Raw genomic sequence first — 18,663 nt, forward strand, 5'->3', positions numbered from 1 at the left:
CTGAATTGAACTGATCTTCGGATCAGTCCAGATTCAGGCGTCTTTTTCATGTGGTTATATTTCTGGTTACGTCATAAAAGGATTAATGAGAGAGATGTTTGGAGCGCTGAAGCTGTATCGGCAATCCCGAATCTGCCGAAACCAATGCCGCCGTTGTAATTTCCTGTGTACGGCAGGCATCCGCATAATCGGACAAAATCCGTGAACGATCTCCGGTACGAAGGGCGTGAATGAACGCTTCATTTTCCCGCTCATACGGGTTATGCCCTGCTGGAATCTCCAGACCTGCCATCGCATGAGGGGCAGCACTTGGCAGAAGAAGACGTTCAGGCGTCCAATCCCAGACTCCGGCGTCCGTGTAAAACTGGAGCCCTGCGCCGCCTTCACCATCTGGCAGCAGGCAAGTGTTGGCAATGCTCGCGATCGCCCCACTTTCTAGCTTAAGCGTTACATTCGCCACATCGGCTACCGTGACATGTTCGTGCTTCTCATGCATGCAGCGCTGGGCCGCTGCAGCGTATACCTCTGTCACTTCACCAGCACAGTACCGCAGCAAATCCACGATATGGGTCGTCTGTTCCACAAACTGCCCCCCGGATCCTTCCTGGCGACGCCACCAGGCGACTCCTGGCATTCCGCCCATCCAGCGCCCAAGCGCCATGCCGACGGTCTGCTCTTTCATCGCTTCTTTCAGTACCTGTGCAGCCTCCTGATAACGGAAATGATAACCTACCGATGTCAACAATCCAGACTTCTGTACCTGATCCAGCACCTGACGAGGAATATCCATGCCTGTACTCAGCGGTTTTTCCACCAGGAACGGGATACCCCGACGAACCAATTCAGCTTCAATCGATCCATGAGACATCGGAGGAACACAGATATAGACTGCATCCAGCTTTTCACCATCCAGCATATGTTCAAGTTCACCGTAGCCAACAGCATCATAGACGGAAGCCATAGCCTCCGCCTTTTCCAGCGTTGTTCCACAGACAGCTGCTACACGAACGCCTTCCATTCGTGCCAGAATATCTGCATGTACCTTGCTGAACCAACCTGTTCCAATGATTCCGATCTGTAAAGTCATAGATGTAAACCCCTCTCCTTGTTACACGCTTACATGTTCCATTCGACCCCCACATGCGAAATCCTGCATTAAATTTTGCCCGATGCTTCCAAGAGTAACTGATCCAGTTCATTCGCAAATCGTATCGCTTGCTCCTCACGCCAATCCAGGCGTTCAGCCATAAACTGAATCACTACTGCCTTATACTGACGGACTTCGTCAATGCGGAAAAACAGGTCTCCGGTGCGTCTCACAAAAAAGTCTGCAGGTGTCACAGCCATCTCCTCGTCAATGGCATAACGCAGCATCAGCAGCAGCTCCTGCGACATACCATGCAGCTCTGCCTTTGCCCGCGGGTCAGGCATCCGCTCGTACAGTGCGCCTACATTGGAACCATACACTCGGGCTAATCGTTCCGCAGTAGATCTGTCGAGCCCAAGTGCTACTCCATCCTTAATCTTGCGTTCTGCATACGCGCCAAATCCGGCGGAACCGCCAACATGACCTCCAGAGATTGGCATCTCTTTCGTTATACATGGTCCAACGGATTTCCCCGTCTCCTGCTCCAATTGGCGAGCAGTGAGATCAACAACCATCTCGGCCATTTTGCGGTACCCAGTTAATTTACCCCCGGCAATGGTGATCAACCCCGAAGGGGCTACCCACACTTCATCTTTGCGCGAAATTTCGGAAGGTCCTTTGCCTTCCTCATGAATCAACGGACGCACACCTGCCCAACCGGACTCCACATCCTCGGCTCGAATCCGAACGTCCGGGAACATGCCGTTGACGGCATCGATGACATAATTCCGGTCTGCCTCAGAGATTAACGGGTGTGCGGGATCATCTTCGAATACGGTATCTGTGGTTCCCACATAGGTTTTCCCATCCCGCGGGACAGCAAAGACCATTCGTCCATCCGGTGTATCAAAATATACAGCCTGCCTTAACGGGAAACGCGTACCGTCGAATACCAGATGAATACCTTTGGTCATCTGCAACGTTTTGCCCTGGCGAGACCCATCGATCTTGCGCAGCTCATCCACCCATGGACCGGAAGCATTAATCACCTTGGTTGCCCGCAAATCATAAGATTGACCGCTGATCTGGTCCACAGCCTGAATACCTGTAATAACCCCATTCTCCTTCAGGAATTTCGCTGCCTTCACATAGTTCACGGCCAGTGCACCGCGCTCTACCGCTTCCTTCATCACTTCAATGGTAAGCCGGGCATCGTCCGTTCGGTATTCCACATAACGTCCACCACCCAGCAGTCCTTCCTTGCGCAGCAAAGGCTCACTGTCTGAGACGGCGCCGGCATTTAACATTTGGCGTCGTTCACTACGCTTCACTCCGGCAAGCCGGTCATACACCATCAGGCCCATGGATGTGCTGAAGCGGCCAAAGGTACCCGCCGTATAGATGGGGAGCAGCATCGGTTCGGGTGTCGTCACATGCGGCCCATTCTGGTACACCACCGCTCGCTCCCGTCCCACCTCAGCCACCATTTTCACTTCAAACTGCTTCAGATACCGTAGACCGCCATGCACCAGTTTGGTCGAACGACTGGATGTGCCTGCTGCAAAATCCTGCATTTCCACCAGTGCTGTCTTTAATCCGCGGGAAGCTGCATCCAGCGCAATCCCGGCTCCCGTGATTCCCCCACCAATAATCAATATGTCAAAATGTGCATTCGCCATCCGATCCAGATATTCCGTACGCTTTTCCGCCGAGAACGATGTTGTCATTCTGATTCCTCCCATTGATTACCTCTGTTATACCCACAAAAGCACAAAAAAAAGACCACGTCATTCGCTTCAGCAATTGCTGAGCGGTACGTGGTCTCTCCCGATCTCCAGACATCATTTTTTTAACTTGTGACTTAATCCTATCACACAATTAAGGCGGCGTGAAGGCCTGAAATGACACATTATTCAAAAAAATTTCAAAAAGTTGTTCTGCCTGCGGATGGAATTTCAAGCTGATCCACTAATCATTTATTTTTCCTTATAGTGGGTATATGTTTTCTCTTCTCCAGGAAAATAACCCCTGTAAGTTATGCATCATTTTCCACCAATAAATATCATTTATTGTAGAACTTTAACGAAAAAGTACAAATGCCCATTCGAAATATAATCCACTCATTTGAAAACCATCGCTGCCTTCACTGCACGTTGCCACCCTGCATACAGTCCTGTACGCTCATCTTCAGCCATAACCGGATGGAAGACACGCTCCGTATTCTCGTGATTCGCCAATTCATCCGCGCTATTCCAATACCCTACTGCGAGTCCTGCCAGATAAGCCGCACCTAATGCCGTCGTTTCGTTCACATTGGGACGCTCCACAGGGATATTCAGAATATCACTCTGGAATTGCATCAGAAAATCATTGGCCGCTGCTCCCCCATCCACACGCAAGGCATTCACCGGAATACCTGAATCGGATTCCATTGCCGTCAGTACATCCTTGGTCTGATACGCCAGTGCTTCCAGGGTTGCACGGATAAAATGTTCTTTGGTGGTTCCTCGCGTCAAACCAAACACAGCTCCCTTAACTTCACTGTCCCAGTAAGGGCTGCCCAGACCCACAAATGCAGGCACCATATAAACGCCGTCTGTAGAGGGTACACGTGCCGCATAATCCTCACTGTCTTTTGAGGAACGAAGCATCCGTAAGCCGTCACGCAGCCACTGTACCGCCGAACCGGCAACAAAAATACTGCCTTCCAGCGCATACTCGATTTTACCATTAATGCCCCATGCAATAGTTGTAATCAGCCCGTGGTTGGACTGTACAGGTTGTTCTCCAGTATTCATAAGCATGAAACAGCCGGTGCCGTACGTATTTTTCATGCTTCCCTTTGTGTAACAGCCCTGACCGAATAATGCCGACTGCTGATCTCCTGCTGCTCCGGCAATCGGAATCCGATGACCAAAGAAATGGTAGTCAACCGTGTGTGCGTACACCTCGGATGAACCGCGCACTTCCGGCAGCATCGCTTTGGGAATGTCCAAAATTTGCAGCAATTCATCATCCCATTGCAGATCATAGATGTTGTACATTAAGGTGCGAGAAGCATTAGATACATCGGTGACATGAGTACCACCGCTCAGCTTCCAGATCAGCCAACTGTCGATCGTACCAAACAGAAGCTCACCCTTCTCTGCACGCTCCCGGGCACCAGGCACATGATCCAGAATCCACTTTACCTTGGTTCCCGAGAAGTAAGGGTCAATGAGTAGACCCGTTTTGCGATGAAATAGGTCACCCAGACCCTTCGCCTTCAACTTATCACAAATTCCAGCCGTTTGTCTGGACTGCCAGACTACTGCATTATAGATGGGCCGGCCCGTTTCTTTGTCCCATACCACAACCGTTTCCCGCTGGTTTGTAATGCCGATGCCGGCAATCTGGATCGGCTTGATTCCACTTTCGGCCAGACACGAAGCCATCACTGCCAGAATGGAGCTCCAAATTTCATTGGCGTTCTGCTCCACCCAGCCCGGCTTGGGAAAGTACTGTGGAAATTCCTGCTGTGCAATATGCACAATCTCACCGCTCCGGTTAAACAGAATAGCCCGGGAACTCGTCGTCCCCTGATCTAGGGCCAGTATATATTTTTCCATACAGACAACCTCCTGTTGTGGGATTACTGCTTATATTCTGTATGCGATTTCTTGTAGTGCCGAATCAGGTCCACGTTGGAAGTGGTTACTGCAGTAGCTCCGGCTTCCAGCGCCAGTTCAACCTCTTCCGTTGAGCGGATCAACCCACCTGCAATAATGGGTATACCTGTCCGTATGGATACTTCTGCAATAATATGCGGGATAACACCGGGCAGTACTTCAATATAATCCGGTTGGGTCTTGGACAGCAAAAGATAACTTTTCTCCAGCGCATTTGTATCCAGCAGAAAAACGCGCTGAATGGCTGTAATCCCTTTCTGTTTCGCCTTCTGAATTACACTGGCTCGCGTCGAAATCAGTCCTGCCGGACGAATATGCTGGCATAAATACTCTGCGGCATATTCATCGTTCTTCAGCCCCTGCACCAGATCGGCATGCAGTACTATTTTTTTACCACGTCGCCGTGCTTCTTCCAGCAGACTATGAAGCTGCGCAATATGCGTATCCAGCATAACCCCATAGGTGTAAGGGCCTTCAATCATTGCTTCAAACTGCTTCATGCTCTTGGCAGCCGGTAACACATACTGTCCCTCAAATGGCACCTTCGTTCCTCCCGCATAAATCAGATGCCTATATTGTATAGTTCGTATGGTATGAACGGCAAGCAAAGTCAGGACCGTCAGATTAATTCTTGGCGTGAGACGGGACCGTTCCATTCTCTAAACTTAAAAAAGCTGTTCATGTATACCCCAGAAGGAGCATACACAAACAGCTTAAATTGTCCTGTCTATTGGACAGAATGGCAAACAGGCTTTATGTCAAAATCATATTGAACGATCGATCGGGATCGGGATCAACCTTTTAGGCTTGGGCGTGTGGAAGCAAGGTCTCTTCGCCAGCCCATGCATCATTTTCTGCCAAGTGACCAGAACGGCTCACTTTGGTCTGCAAATATTTTTCGTTAAAGGACGAGCGATCTCCCCACAGTGGCACACGTCCACCTACATTCAGTCCCGCTTCCTGCAAAGCAGCAAGCTTGCGTGGATTGTTCGTGATCAATGTAACAGGAGCTGAACGAAGCGCACGCAATACGGCAATGGCATCATCATAATTACGCGCATCGTCTGTGAACCCAAGTTGCAGGTTAGCGTCAACGGTATCCAGACCTTCCTCTTGCAACAGGTATGCCATCGCTTTGCTGAACAGACCGATGCCACGGCCCTCATGATTCGCCAGATAAAAGAGTGCTCCTGCTCCATGGGCAGCAATCATCTTCATCGATTGCTCCAGTTGGAAGCCGCAGTCACAACGTTTGCTGCCAAAGATGTCACCTGTATGACAGATGCTGTGCATCCGAATCAGTGCTTCCTGTGCTTCGGCAAAATCACCGTACACTAATACGCTGGATTGCTGACGTTCAGCCAGTTCGGCAGTAGCGAGAGATTCAATCAGCTCGCCGCTTTCCATAGCTTTCTCCGATTTCATCCAGCTGTACCACTGGAAGGTGTGTGTCTCTCCATCAAGGTTCACCGGAAGCTTAATCGGCCCAACGAGGTAAATGAATTCTTTTCCACTCGGAAAAGTCTGGATTTTGGGGGCAAGCAGTTGAATAATATGTGAATTAATCATTAGTAAGTTCCTCCTGTTAAGCCATCTTGGTTATGAATTGATTCGCATCCAGACGGAAAATGGATCACTGGATTGCATATCATACGTATCTATATTATTGTCATCATCATTAGTTACTTTATGTAAGCAAGTTTAAAATAAAAATTATGTTGTGTCAAGTAACTTTTGTTTCTAAAGTAACTAATAAATTTATGATACGCAACCGACACAAATTTGTGTTTCATTTCAGGAATATTGGGTATGAGTTTATAAACTGCTCATACACTTATGTTGTAGTCCATCGCACTTCATGCCTCGAACTTAACGATGAGGGGGTTATCACATGATCCGCCGGAAAAGAACATGCTGGACAGCCATTCTGCTAGTCTGTGTCATGCTGGTGAGCGGATGCTCCATATGGCCGGGACAGAACGATTCATCGAGCAATAAAAAGGTAGCGCTTACATTATGGTACTGGAACCGTTCCATCGATGATAAGCTGATTGCCAAGGCCAAGGAAAAGTTCCCCAATATTGAACTGACCGCCCAGAAAATCGGTGGTGATTTCAAAGCAAAACTCAAAACGACACTCGCTGCGCGCTCAGGTGAGCCGGACATTGTCGCATTGAACGATTGGATCATGGAGCTCTTTCCCAGCGAGGACCGTTTCTATAATCTGTATGATCTCGGCGCAGGTGACGTCGAAGACCAATATCTGGATTGGAAATGGAAGCAAGGCGTTACACCAGGTGGACAAATGATCGGTTTCCCTATGGATACGGGACCGACAGCCCTCTTCTACCGTGCAGATCTATTTAAAGAGGCCGGATTGCCTTCCGAGCCTGAAGAAGTGGCTCGTCAGATCAACAACTGGGATGCCTATTCTGCTGCAGGAGAAAAGATCAAGGAGAAGTTCGGAGGCAAGGTATTTCTAACCGACAATATTGGAACCGTTTACAATCAAGTGTTATCGCAAGGAACCGAACGGTATTTCCGTCCTGACGGCTCGTTTATCGGCATGGATTCTCCACTCGTCAAGCAGAGCTGGGATACCGCCGTATCCTTCAAGCAAAAAGGGCTGCTCGCTAATGCCGACGGCTGGACCCCGGGCTGGAACGCAGCGATGAATAATGGTGAGATTGCTTCCTTTGTGGGAGCCGTCTGGATGAAGCAGGTACTGCAGGAAGCCGCGCCGGATACATCTGGCAAGTGGCGAGTCACTCGCGCTCCTGGTGGAGACGGCAATAACGGTGGATCATTCCTGTCCATTTTGAAGTCGAGCAAACACCCAAAAGAAGCGTTCGAAGTCATCCAGTGGCTGCAAAGCCCGGATAATCAGCTTGAACAATATAAGACGTTGAACCTGTTTCCTTCGGCACCTGGTGTGTTCGATACACCGGCGATGAAAGAAGAAGAACCCTTCTTCGGCGGACAGGCAACTGGGCCTGTATTTGCCGAATCGGCACAGCATGTGCCCGAGGCTTTCTTTGGCGAACGATACCCTTCGGTGCACAACATCATTACTCGGCGGCTGAATGATATTGCGAAGCAAAATGCCAACCCGGAGCAGGTCTGGCCTGATACGGTTCACCGTGTTGAGCGGGAGTTACAGCGTTAATTCAAACACTCTTATGAGATGGCAATCCGCAAAGGAGGAATTCATATGGCTGTAACCGAACCTCGCCTCACTCCGGATCCCGGAAAGGTAAGTCCGGATTTGGATCGGCAGAAATCACTCTTGTCCCGGATGTGGGAACAACGTGCACTCTATGTGGCGATCTCCCCGTTTTACATTCTGTTTGCCGTGTTTGGACTGTTTCCGATCGGTTTTTCCTTATATCTGGCCTTCCACAAATGGGATGGCATTGGTGTGATGACCTATAACGGACTAAACAACTTTAAATATATGCTGACCGATGCAGAATTCTGGCAAGCGGTGGGCAATACGTTCATGATCTGGATATACGCGACCATCCCGATGTTGTTCTTTGCCCTGATCATTGCGTTTCTGCTGCATGCACCGTTTGTGAAGTTCCGTACGCTGTTTCGCGTGGGATATTTCCTGCCGAACGTGACGTCCATCGTGGCCGTCGCCATTATCTTCGGTGCCCTATTTGCCAACAACTACGGATTTCTTAACTATCTGCTCCAGTCCGTAGGACTTCCAGTGGTGGAGTGGCTGAACGCGCCATGGGGCATCAAAGTGGCAATCTCCTCCATGGTGGTCTGGCGCTGGACAGGATACAACGCAGTCATCTATCTGGCCGGACTTCAGAGCATCCCGCAGACATTGTACGAGGCAGCCAAGATTGACGGCGCATCCGGGATACAGTCTTTTTTCCGAATTACGATTCCGATGCTGCGTCCAGTCATTCTGTTCACTGTAATCACATCAACAATCGGCGGTATGCAGCTATTCACCGAGCCACAAATTCTCGTGGGTAACGATGGCGGCGCAGGCGCAGCCGGGATGACCATTGTATTGTACCTTTACCGCGAATCTTTCATTAATAACTACTTCGGCTACGGTGCTGCGGTTGGTTGGGGCATGTTCCTCATTATCGCCCTGTTCTCGATTGTGAACTGGAAGCTCGTTCAAGGCAAGTCATCCTGATGTGACAAGGGGGGAGCGCTCATGACGTCCAAATCTCTCAAATCGCTGGTGTTGTATATCGGTCTTATCGGGGGCATGCTCATTTCCATGTTCCCGTTCTATTGGCTGATTGTAATGTCCACCCGGACGACGTCCGACATTTATAAGTTCCCACCTCAGCTCTGGTTTGGGAGCGAGCTATGGAATAATGTTAGTCGAGTACTACAGCAGATCGACTTCTGGGGCGCATTCATGAATACGTTGTTTGTATCGGGCTTGGTGACGGTACTGGTGCTGTTTTTTGACTCACTGGCAGGGTTTGCGTTTGCGAAGTTTGAATTCCCGGGTAAAAAATGGCTCTTCGTCCTACTGCTCGCCACCATGATGGTGCCTTCCCAGCTGTCGCTGGTCCCTTCCTTTGTGCTCATGGCGACGTTCGGATGGGTTGGCTCCTTCAAAGCCCTCATTATTCCGGGCATGGTGAACGCCTTCGGCATATTCTGGATTCGCCAATATGCCACGGAGTCCATACCGAATGACCTGCTGGATGCCGGACGAATCGACGGCTGTAACTTTTTTCGGCTCTATTGGAACGTGGCGTTGCCCATTCTGCGACCTGCGTTTGCTTTCCTCGGTGCGTTCACGTTTATTGGCGTATGGAATGATTATCTCTGGCCCCTGATCGTCCTGACGGATGCACGAAAGTATACGCTGCAGATTGCGTTGTCTCAATTAAACGGACTGTACAATACGGATTACGCGATGGTTATCGCGGGTACATTGCTGGCTGTTATTCCGCTGATCGTGATGTTCCTGTTCATCAGCCGCCAGTTTATATCCGATATTGCCGCAGGAGCTGTAAAGGATTAGGGATCGCGCATTTTGATCCATCCCTCAAGTCTGATATTCTTATCTATAGATAAATACCAGATGCCATATAAGTTGGATGAATAGACAGCATTCATTTCACTTATATATTCAAGAAAGAGGGATGACAAAATGGCTTCTTCACCCTATATGATCGGCGTAGATATCGGCACCACCTCCACGAAGGCCGTCCTGTTTGAAGAGAACGGAACCATTGTGGCTCAAGGCGGTGCCGATTACCCGCTGTATACCCCTACTCCTGCGATTGCAGAGCAGGATGCAGAAGATATTTTCAAAGCGGTAGTAGAATCGGTTAAACAAGCGACCTCCAAGGCCGGCATCAAACCGGATGAAATCCTGTTTGTATCGTTCAGTTCAGCCATGCACAGCATTCTGCCTGTTGATGAACATGGCAAACCACTGATGCGGGCGATGACTTGGGCAGACAATCGCAGTGCCGAGTGGACGGAAGCACTCAAAACCGAAATGAACGGTCACGAAATCTATTTGAGAACCGGTACGCCGATTCATCCGATGTCACCTCTGACCAAAATCATGTGGCTAACCAGAGATCAACCTAAGCTGTTCAAACAGACGCACAAATTTATTTCAATGAAAGAATACGTATTTTATAAATTGTTCTCCGAGTATGTGATTGACCATTCCATGGCCTCAGCCACCGGAATGATGAATCTCGAAAAGCTAGACTGGGACGAGGAAGCTCTCCATGTCGCAGGCATCACTCCGGATCATCTGTCCCGCCTCGTGCCGACGACACATGTACTCAAGAAAGGCTTGAATCCTGAGTATGCCAAGGAGATGGGTATTGCGGATTCGACGCCATTTGTCATCGGGGCAAGTGACGGCGTGCTCTCCAATCTGGGCGTAAACGCCATTGATCCAGGCGTCGTGGCCGTTACTATCGGTACCAGCGGAGCGATTCGTACCGTCGTGGACAAGCCAGTCACTGATCCGAAAGGGCGTTTCTTCTGTTATGCGCTCACTGAGGATGCGTGGGTGATTGGCGGTCCGGTCAACAATGGCGGGGTGATATTCCGTTGGATTCGGGATGAGTTTGCGGCATCTGAGGTAGAGACAGCGAAACGACTCGGCATTGATCCGTATGAAGTATTGACCCGTGTCGCCGAAAATGTACCTCCAGGCTCGGAAGGCCTGCTGTTCCATCCGTACATGACGGGTGAGCGGGCCCCACTCTGGAATCCGAATGCACGCGGTTCGTTCTTCGGCCTGACGCTGCATCATAAGAAGGAGCATATGATTCGCGCTGCTCTCGAAGGTGTCTTGTTTAACCTGTACACCGTCATGCTGGCGATTGAAGAGAAGATCGGACGTCCCAAAAAGATTCAGGCCACGGGCGGATTCGCCCGCTCTGAGCTGTGGCGCCAGATGATGGCTGATATTTTCGACCAGGATGTCATCATTCCCGAAAGTATCGAGAGCTCCTGCCTGGGGGCAGCCGTACTGGGGCTATATGCTCTTGGCCGCATCGATTCCCTCAGCGCCGTCTCCGGCATGATTGGATCGACGCATCGGCATCAGCCAGACCCGGATAGCGTTCGCGTCTATCGCGAACTGCTGCCGATCTTCATCCGCATCTCCCGCAAGTTTGAAGAAGAGTATGCCGATATCGCTGCTTTTCAGAATAAAACGATGCAGAAGTGAGTTAGCTACGCCAACGAATCGCTGCACGTTAAAGAGGGGCATCCCACTATGTCTATGACATATGGGGTGGCCCTTCTTCATGTACTTTTTTTGTACAAATACCCCAAGTACCATAGTTGCATTGCCCACCACACCATCAGCAATGGTGACATGATATGCAAGATAGATAACGAAGTATCTCAATAAGAAGAACCACAAAAGAACATTTATGCATCCAAATAAAACACCTAACTTTGAACTATCTGTAGGAAATAAGTTAACGCCTAACTGATCCGGAGTACGACAAAAAAAGAGAACAATTAATCGAAAAGTAATCGATCGGTTGCTCCCTTTCTATTTCAATCTGGATATGCATCTATATCCTAATTATTGCAATCATCCATTATATTTGCTGAATGCATCCTTATCTGCCTGCACATTTTCCAAATACACAATCTGTCCCGCCTCATTCACACGAGCGATATCGATGCCTGTTTTGGCATACACCGTTCCGTCCGAAGCTTGTCCGCATACCGCCCAGTTTGTTTGATAGCTACCGTCCGGCTGAAGCTTCCATTCGTCCCACATGTGTTTCACATCGCTATTGTATTCATAGAAAGCCTTCATAAAACCATCAAATCCCGTTCTGCTGGTGCCGTTCAACACAATCTCTGCATCCGGTGTAAACAGGGACAACAGATCTTGCATCGCGCGTTCGTCTGTACGGGAAGCGTCAAATAAACGGAAATAGTTGTTTAACAAGGTAGTCATGGGTATTCCTCCTGAGGTTGATAAGCTGATTTGGATTTCAGTTCGAAAAATTTCAAACTAACTGAGATGAAATGTACCACACTTTATATCTCCAGATCAACCATCAGTTCGAAAAAAATCAAACATTGAAAGAGATTGTCGAGTATGCTACCGTCATAGATATGAAAACTCCAACGATACCTATGGCTTCGGAATTGAATCTGACCACGGTCTGCAACGCACTCGGTGATCCGGTACGGATGAAAATTTCACACTGTCTGGCCAGCTCTGGCGAGAAAAACTGTTCCGCTTTCGAAGTAGACCATATTTCCAAATCAACGTTGTCTCATCACATCAAAATCTTGCGTGAAGCAGGCCTTATCCGGCCTCGCATTGAAGGCAAACAGCACTTTTATTCTCTACGAAAGGACGATTTGAACTCCCGTTTTCCCGGTCTTGTTGAACTGATTCTGAATACAGCCGAGGAATATGTACATTAAGGAAAACGAAGCTTAAATCTTGCGATACATCATCTTATGGATTGTATAAAGGAGGTTGATTTCTTGGATAAAAAAGCGGCAAAAATTCTGCTGGGCACCTTCTGGGGAAGCGGCGGCTGGAAAACAATATCTGCTCCCTTCTCGGGGGATGACTTTGAATATGCCAAAAGCAGAGGTGTTATGTTCGATCCACTGACCATTACCCATGATGAGATCGTCGCACGTTTGCATGAGATTCATCAGGACAACTCCATCAAGCGACGGGTAGTATCAGCATTTTTACACAGTTTGTCTACCAAAAAAGGTTATCTGCGCAGCGCCCTTTCCAGCTGGGCTTTAACATCGCAACTGCCTTTGCATACCTACGAGGAACGCCGTGCACTGCATGCCAACACCAGCTCCTGCGGGGATTGCAACTTCCTGCGCCTGCAATCGGACAAGACGTACACGGACGTCGATCTGAATGTATTGAACTTTGAACGGGTAAAGTGGGGCGGGGTTCGCCATAATAACCTGTTATACTGCCTGATGGATCTGGATCTACTGCTGGCTAGCAAGGAAGCCATTTATGAAGTGACTGACGCAGACATCGCTATACTTGTGAGCATGCTTGAAGCAGCGCAAACCTGCGAGCCTCATGAGAGTGCACGCGGGTTGGAGAAACGCTGGAAAGGCTTATTTCCTTCGAGCAAACAGGAACGCGACGCCATCCTCGAAATCTGGGGTGCCTCCGGTCTGCTTGTTCCGCAGGATACGCCACGAAAAAGCAGAGGCGGGTACAGCGACTTCCACTTTGCCGCAACCTGGCAGGGCGATGATGGGTACAGCGCAGATGCGGCGATTTCCCTCTTTGGTTCCTATCTGCCCCAGAAACTCTAAGCTAAATTTGGCTCTCCTACAAGTTTGAATTAAGCTTAGGTTACAATAATGACATCGACAGATTTCCTGTTTAGCTCGTATAATAGGGGGAAATTGGTAGATAGGAGTGAATCAAGCGAATTTATGGTATACATACTGGCTTTTATGCTGTCTTTTGCTGTCGTGGTTCTGCTTATTCCACCGCTTGGTCGACTGGCACATCGGCTCGATTTTGTGGACAAGCCCCGAGAAGATGTGGAGCGTAAGCTGCACAGGCAGCCCATTCCACTGACGGCGAGTTACGCGATATTTACTGGATTCTTCCTGACATACATTGTTCTTACGAAAGAAATTTCTTGGGAAACGGCGGCCCTGGTCGCCGGCGGAATGCTTCTATTAACGATTGGTACAGTTGATGACTGGTACAAAACCAAAGGCAAAGACTTCCCTGCCCTGCCCAAGATGCTCGTACAGATCTCTGCCGCAGTGCTCGTATTTGCTTCCGGCATTGCGTTCACCGGGTTCGTGAATCCCTTCAATTCCGAATACATTATGCTTCCGATCTGGCTGCAATTTATTCTGACGATCCTGTGGATCTTCGGTGTGACAACAGTCATTAACTTCACGGACGGCATGGACGGACTGGCAGGCGGTTTGTCCGCCATCTCAGCCATTACACTGTTTATCGTGGCAATGACCAAAGGCCAAACCGATTCTGCCCTTATGGCCATTACACTGGTCGGGGTCACCCTGGGTTATCTGAAATATAACAAAGCCCCCGCCAAGGTGTTCATGGGCGATGCAGGAGCTACGTTTCTCGGCTTCATCCTGGCGGTAATCGCCCTGGATGGTGCTTTCAAACAAGCGACCATGCTGTCTATCTTCATTCCGATTTTGGCACTCGGTGTGCCGATCTTCGACAACATTTTTGTGGTCATCAAACGTTTCATCCAAGGCAAAGCCATCTATCAGGCAGATGCAAGTCAAGCCCATTATCGCTTGCTGCGCGCTGGCCTGAATCACAAACAGGTGGTTGGCGTCCTGTATCTCATCAGTACCTGTCTATGCCTCTCTTCCATTATTTTGATGCTGGTAGAGATGTAATATTAGTAACAAACGTTTCAACAAAAGGTGTAAAAAAAGAGACGAGCCCACTGATCCTGTGGCTCGTCTCTTTGCTATTTCACTGACGAAGTGAATTATCCTTTTAATAGAGTAACTACCGATTCATGCACAAACTTCTGTCAACGCGCCATACTCTATCCGATCCCTGCCCTGCCTGCATCTGCACCTTATATTCGCTCTTATCTTGAGGCTACAGGTGGTAGAAGGACCACAGGTTGCTGCCCATCTGTCCAACCCGGTCGATCAAGTTCAACGAGACGGCGATAACGCTCTTCCCGGGCTAGCAATTGTTCGTGAGAACCTTGCATGGTGATCTGTCCATTTTCCATAAAAATAAGTTCATCCATCCGTTCCACTCCCATCAGGTGATGGGTGACCCAGATCATTGTTTTACCTTGCATGCTATCCAAAATCGTCCGCATGAGCGCTCGCTCCGTTACAGGATCAAGTCCTACAGTCGGTTCATCGAAAATAACGACAGGCGTTTCGCGAAGAAGTACCCGAGCCAGTGCAATCCGCTGTCTTTCTCCACCAGAGAAACGAAGTCCTGTCTCCAGCATCGGGGTATGATAACCCTGCGGTAAAGATTCAATGAGATCGGATAAACCTACTTGCGCAGCCACTCGCTGGATTTCCTCGTCTGTTGCATGCAGACGGCCGATCCGCAGATTGTTAGCTACTGTTGTATCAAATAGATGTGGACTTTGGTTCAGCACCGCAATGACATCCGTTATATTTTCGCCCATCGTTTGTACTGGAAGATCATTGATGAATATGTTCCCGGCAGATGGGAGCAACGCTCCCTGAATGAGCTTCAGAAGGGTTGATTTCCCACCGCCGCTGCGACCGAGTATAGCCAAGTGTTTGCCCTGCGGAAGATGAAGAGACACCTCCTGCACAGCCAATGGAGCACCTGACGTATAACGATAACTCACCTGATCGATCTGAATATCGGCTCGCAATCTGGGAGGAATACGTAGGCGGATACGTCGGTCCGACGCTTTTTCCTTACGCTCCAGAGAACCCAGCTGCTGTCCTTCTACAGGATTGCTGCCTGATATACCTGTCGTCATATCATCTTTGGCTCCGGCTGCTGCTTTCGCTTCTTCAGTTCCAGACTGTTCTGGCAGATGCTCTTCACCTTCCAAGTGCTGCAATCGTTCCAGCGATTCACGATACTGCGGGATATGCTCCACCGCATCTCCTACGGGTAGCAGTGCTTCCGTGAGTGGAAACAACACCAGCACAAATGCAGCAATCATAACCGCAGGCAGCTGTCCGGCAGAAGCCGCACTTCCCGCCCATAAGGTCACGGATACCACCATCAGTCCAATCACGCACTGCGCAACCAGATCACGCCAGCGCGTCCATTGCCGCAAGCGGAGTCGAATCATATCTGCCTGTCCTTCAGCCTCTTCCTGCTGACGCACAAATTCTTCAGCTCGTCCACTCGCTATCCAATCACCGAGGCCAAGCACACCATCTGTCAGACGAGTGTATAACTTGGCATCTTCCCGTTTCAGTCTGATCCGCATTTTCCACGTCACGCGGAGGGAGATAGCAGGCAGCACGGCAACCAGAAACAGCATATACAACCCCATCCACAGTGCAAATCCCAGATCAACGCTGCCAAAAGCCACAACAGCTCCACCATACATCACGAGCGCGGTAACCGCCGGAAATACCGTGCGCAGGTAAATATCCTGCAGTCTCTCTACATCCTCTGCGAGAGCACCAAGTACGTCTCCCGTCTGCATGCGAGAGCGCAGGAACAATGCCTGCGGCTCCAAAATTTGATACAGCTTCACGCGCTGATCCGCCAGTATACGCAAAACCGCATCATGTCCGGCCAGACGTTCGACATACCGGAATACGGCACGGAAAATCCCAAATGCACGAACACCCACGATAGGTACATATACCATCAAAATATTTTCAGGACGGAGCGCCGACTTGGAGATCAGAAACCCGGAGGTGAAGAGCAGCAGCACAGCACATAATGTAGCGCATATCCCCAGCGCAATGACTGCCACGAGTCTCCAGCGGTACTGTGCCACGTACGGAGTGATCCAGCTATTCTTTTTGCTCCCGCTCCGGGCTGTTTCTGTCTGCTCATATCCGGCTTTCATCTTACACCGCCTCCATCTGGGCCTGAATCATCTGGTAATATACGCCTTGTCGGGCCAACAATTCCTCATGTGTTCCTGTCTCTGCAACCGTGCCGCCCTCCATCACGATAATGCGATCCATATGGGGCATCCAATGCAGTCGATGTGTTGCCAAAAACACCATCTTACCCTCAAACAGCGTTAACATCGTCTGTTTCAGTTCATACTCGGTCTCCACATCCAGATGCGCAGTCGGCTCATCCAGCAGTAGGATCGGGCGCGCACTAAGCAGAGCTCTCGCCAAAGCTACCCGTTGCTCCTGTCCCCCACTGAGCTGCCTTCCCCCAGCCCCGATCGGTTCCTGCAACCCATTCGGCAAGGAGGAGGTAAGCTTATGCAGACCTGCTGCGTGAATGGCGTCAGCCACCTCCGCGTCCGAAGCTTCAGGCATATAGAACCGAACATTATCCGCTAAGCTGCCACTGAAAATAGTTGGATGCTGCGGAATCGCCGCCGTTTGTTCTCTCCAATCTTCCATCATCTCTGGAGATAAGGGCTGGCCCTTATATAAAATCTGACCTGAAGTAAGCTGCTGGAAACCCGCCAGTACATCAATCAGGGTCGATTTCCCTGCTCCGCTCGCTCCGATAATCCCTACTTTACCAAGACCAGAAACCTGAAACGTCACATCATTCAGCGAACATGGCCCGTCTTCCTGATGCCGTACCTGTACGTTAGTGAGCGCCAGTCTGCTCGTCGCCTCCCAAGAGGGTTTCAATGAGAAAGCAGCCACGTCACTTTGGGCATTTACCTCACGTAACACCACCCGTATGGTGGATGGATTCACATCACTTGGGCCAGAAGAAGGCTCAGGCGAGGAGGATTCTCCGTTCTTTTCTGACACCCCATGCAGAACAGCACTTGTGTATACTTCCTTTTGCTTACGTTCGGCCATTTTCCCTCGTTCAATCATCTGGCTGATCGATTCCCCGGCCTCTTTACCGTCCAGTGTAGCGTGGTAATCTGCGCCTACCATTCGTACAGGCAGGAAGTATTCCGGCGCGAGAATGAGTACGGTCAGCGCTGGTCCAAGCAGCATATGTCCTTCCGTCAGGCGCAGCCCCAATCCAACCGCCACCGAAGCCACCGACAGCATGGTGAAGAAATCGAGTGCGAAGGAGGATAGAAAAGCCATACGCAGCGTAGACATCGTAGCCTTGCGATATCGCTGACTGACCCGAACGATTGTTTCTCCATGCTTAACGCTTTGTCCCAGTGTTTTGAGTGTTTCCAGTCCACGGAGCGTATCTACGAAATGGTTGGCCAGCGCTTTGTACGACTTGAACTGTCCATCGATCTTGCGTTGTGCAGCCAACCCCACCAAAATCATAAACACAATCAGGATCGGCAGCGTCAGCGTCAAAATAACCCCGGACATCATATCCAGCTTGAAGACATAGAACAGAATAACGATTGGCGTGAACCCCATCCCCAGCATTCGGGGAATAAACAGTTCAAGATACGTCTTATACTGGGCTGTTCCTTCGCGTGCCAAGGTTACCAGGTGCCCTGTTCCTTCCGTTTTGGCAAAACGCGGCCCCAGCCGGAACCACTGCTCCACCATCTGTCTACGCAGATCGTTCCCTGTCTTCTCCGCGTACCGCGAAGCGATGAGCTGCAACCAGAACGATAGGGCATAGCGGGCGGCAAACGCGGCCAGGAACAACAGCAGCACTGGGTACTGCTCCGTTACAGGTGAACCTTGAAACAATGCCGTAATCGCCTGTGCCAGCCATTTCGCCTGCATGATAATCGTCATTGCCTGCAACAGTACCAGCGCTGAAGCCAGCGCCAGTACCGGTCGAATGCCCGGCAGCTTCAACAGCCCCCGTCCCAT

Annotated in this window: 15 protein-coding genes; 7 read left to right on the top strand and 8 right to left on the bottom strand. The window is 50.0% G+C overall.

Going from position 1 to position 18,663, the window contains the following annotated elements:
* Positions 1-82 precede the first annotated feature (82 nt).
* From PTQ21_RS03420 to PTQ21_RS03440, 5 genes are all read right to left on the bottom strand, one after another.
* Positions 83-1,087: a Gfo/Idh/MocA family protein gene (locus PTQ21_RS03420; RefSeq protein ID WP_274568817.1), complete on the bottom strand. Its 1,005-nt coding sequence runs from the start codon at positions 1,085-1,087 to the stop codon at positions 83-85.
* Positions 1,088-1,155: 68 nt separating this feature from the next.
* Positions 1,156-2,814 (bottom strand): glycerol-3-phosphate dehydrogenase/oxidase, encoded by a 1,659-nt coding sequence (locus PTQ21_RS03425; RefSeq protein WP_274568819.1) that lies wholly within the window; start codon positions 2,812-2,814, stop codon positions 1,156-1,158.
* 393 nt (positions 2,815-3,207) lie between these two features.
* Positions 3,208-4,695 (bottom strand): glycerol kinase GlpK, encoded by a 1,488-nt coding sequence (gene glpK / locus PTQ21_RS03430; RefSeq protein ID WP_274568820.1) that lies wholly within the window; start codon positions 4,693-4,695, stop codon positions 3,208-3,210.
* 23 nt (positions 4,696-4,718) lie between these two features.
* The gene (locus PTQ21_RS03435) at positions 4,719-5,297 is read right to left on the bottom strand and encodes a glycerol-3-phosphate responsive antiterminator (RefSeq protein WP_063567339.1); all 579 of its coding nucleotides are present in this window, start codon (positions 5,295-5,297) and stop codon (positions 4,719-4,721) included.
* Positions 5,298-5,556: 259 nt separating this feature from the next.
* A complete protein-coding gene (locus tag PTQ21_RS03440; protein ID WP_090952186.1) occupies positions 5,557-6,324 on the bottom strand; it encodes a GTP cyclohydrolase II in 768 nt (255 codons plus the stop codon).
* A gap of 322 nt (positions 6,325-6,646) precedes the next feature.
* Between PTQ21_RS03440 and PTQ21_RS03445 the strand changes: the two genes are divergently transcribed.
* The 4 genes from PTQ21_RS03445 (at position 6,647) to gntK (ending at position 11,446) form a co-directional block, all read left to right on the top strand.
* Positions 6,647-7,921: an ABC transporter substrate-binding protein gene (locus tag PTQ21_RS03445; RefSeq protein ID WP_063567341.1), complete on the top strand. Its 1,275-nt coding sequence runs from the start codon at positions 6,647-6,649 to the stop codon at positions 7,919-7,921.
* Between the two features lie 129 nt (positions 7,922-8,050).
* Positions 8,051-8,917, top strand: a complete 867-nt coding sequence (locus tag PTQ21_RS03450; RefSeq protein ID WP_063567357.1) for a carbohydrate ABC transporter permease — start codon at positions 8,051-8,053, stop codon at positions 8,915-8,917.
* Between the two features lie 21 nt (positions 8,918-8,938).
* A complete protein-coding gene (locus PTQ21_RS03455; protein WP_090952188.1) occupies positions 8,939-9,766 on the top strand; it encodes a carbohydrate ABC transporter permease in 828 nt (275 codons plus the stop codon).
* A 129-nt stretch (positions 9,767-9,895) separates the two neighbouring features.
* A complete protein-coding gene (gene gntK / locus PTQ21_RS03460) occupies positions 9,896-11,446 on the top strand; it encodes a gluconokinase (protein ID WP_274568822.1) in 1,551 nt (516 codons plus the stop codon).
* Positions 11,447-11,821: 375 nt separating this feature from the next.
* Here gntK and PTQ21_RS03465 read toward each other — a convergent pair whose 3' ends face one another.
* The gene (locus PTQ21_RS03465) at positions 11,822-12,196 is read right to left on the bottom strand and encodes a polyketide cyclase (RefSeq protein WP_072733735.1); all 375 of its coding nucleotides are present in this window, start codon (positions 12,194-12,196) and stop codon (positions 11,822-11,824) included.
* A gap of 161 nt (positions 12,197-12,357) precedes the next feature.
* Between PTQ21_RS03465 and PTQ21_RS03470 the strand changes: the two genes are divergently transcribed.
* The 3 genes from PTQ21_RS03470 (at position 12,358) to PTQ21_RS03480 (ending at position 14,637) form a co-directional block, all read left to right on the top strand.
* Positions 12,358-12,675, top strand: a complete 318-nt coding sequence (locus PTQ21_RS03470) for an ArsR/SmtB family transcription factor (protein ID WP_274570435.1) — start codon at positions 12,358-12,360, stop codon at positions 12,673-12,675.
* Between the two features lie 63 nt (positions 12,676-12,738).
* Positions 12,739-13,554 (top strand): hypothetical protein, encoded by an 816-nt coding sequence (locus PTQ21_RS03475; RefSeq protein ID WP_072733737.1) that lies wholly within the window; start codon positions 12,739-12,741, stop codon positions 13,552-13,554.
* A gap of 123 nt (positions 13,555-13,677) precedes the next feature.
* A complete protein-coding gene (locus PTQ21_RS03480) occupies positions 13,678-14,637 on the top strand; it encodes an MraY family glycosyltransferase (RefSeq protein ID WP_063567347.1) in 960 nt (319 codons plus the stop codon).
* A gap of 200 nt (positions 14,638-14,837) precedes the next feature.
* On the opposite strand, the gene cydC is transcribed toward PTQ21_RS03480, so the two are convergent.
* Both cydC and cydD read right to left on the bottom strand, forming a co-directional pair.
* The gene (cydC, locus tag PTQ21_RS03485) at positions 14,838-16,787 is read right to left on the bottom strand and encodes a thiol reductant ABC exporter subunit CydC (protein WP_274568823.1); all 1,950 of its coding nucleotides are present in this window, start codon (positions 16,785-16,787) and stop codon (positions 14,838-14,840) included.
* Between the two features lies 1 nt (position 16,788).
* Entirely contained in the window at positions 16,789-18,663 is a 1,875-nt protein-coding gene (gene cydD / locus PTQ21_RS03490) for a thiol reductant ABC exporter subunit CydD (protein ID WP_274568824.1), read from the bottom strand.

The organism is Paenibacillus marchantiae, assembly GCF_028771845.1.
Lineage (GTDB): Bacteria > Bacillota > Bacilli > Paenibacillales > Paenibacillaceae > Paenibacillus > Paenibacillus marchantiae.

Bases quoted from the DNA above. Each gene is read 5' to 3' on its own strand.
- PTQ21_RS03440 (WP_090952186.1), bottom strand. From the start codon at position 6,324: ATGATTAATTCACATATTATTCAACTGCTTGCCCCCAAAATCCAGACT.
- PTQ21_RS03420 (WP_274568817.1), bottom strand. From the start codon at position 1,087: ATGACTTTACAGATCGGAATCATTGGAACAGGTTGGTTCAGCAAGGTA.
- glpK (WP_274568820.1), bottom strand. From the start codon at position 4,695: ATGGAAAAATATATACTGGCCCTAGATCAGGGGACGACGAGTTCCCGG.
- PTQ21_RS03455 (WP_090952188.1), top strand. From the start codon at position 8,939: ATGACGTCCAAATCTCTCAAATCGCTGGTGTTGTATATCGGTCTTATC.
- PTQ21_RS03450 (WP_063567357.1), top strand. From the start codon at position 8,051: ATGTGGGAACAACGTGCACTCTATGTGGCGATCTCCCCGTTTTACATT.
- cydC (WP_274568823.1), bottom strand. From the start codon at position 16,787: ATGAAAGCCGGATATGAGCAGACAGAAACAGCCCGGAGCGGGAGCAAA.
- PTQ21_RS03480 (WP_063567347.1), top strand. From the start codon at position 13,678: ATGGTATACATACTGGCTTTTATGCTGTCTTTTGCTGTCGTGGTTCTG.
- PTQ21_RS03445 (WP_063567341.1), top strand. From the start codon at position 6,647: ATGATCCGCCGGAAAAGAACATGCTGGACAGCCATTCTGCTAGTCTGT.
- PTQ21_RS03470 (WP_274570435.1), top strand. From the start codon at position 12,358: ATGAAAACTCCAACGATACCTATGGCTTCGGAATTGAATCTGACCACG.
- PTQ21_RS03465 (WP_072733735.1), bottom strand. From the start codon at position 12,196: ATGACTACCTTGTTAAACAACTATTTCCGTTTATTTGACGCTTCCCGT.
- gntK (WP_274568822.1), top strand. From the start codon at position 9,896: ATGGCTTCTTCACCCTATATGATCGGCGTAGATATCGGCACCACCTCC.
- PTQ21_RS03425 (WP_274568819.1), bottom strand. From the start codon at position 2,814: ATGACAACATCGTTCTCGGCGGAAAAGCGTACGGAATATCTGGATCGG.
- cydD (WP_274568824.1), bottom strand. From the start codon at position 18,663: ATGGGACGGGGGCTGTTGAAGCTGCCGGGCATTCGACCGGTACTGGCG.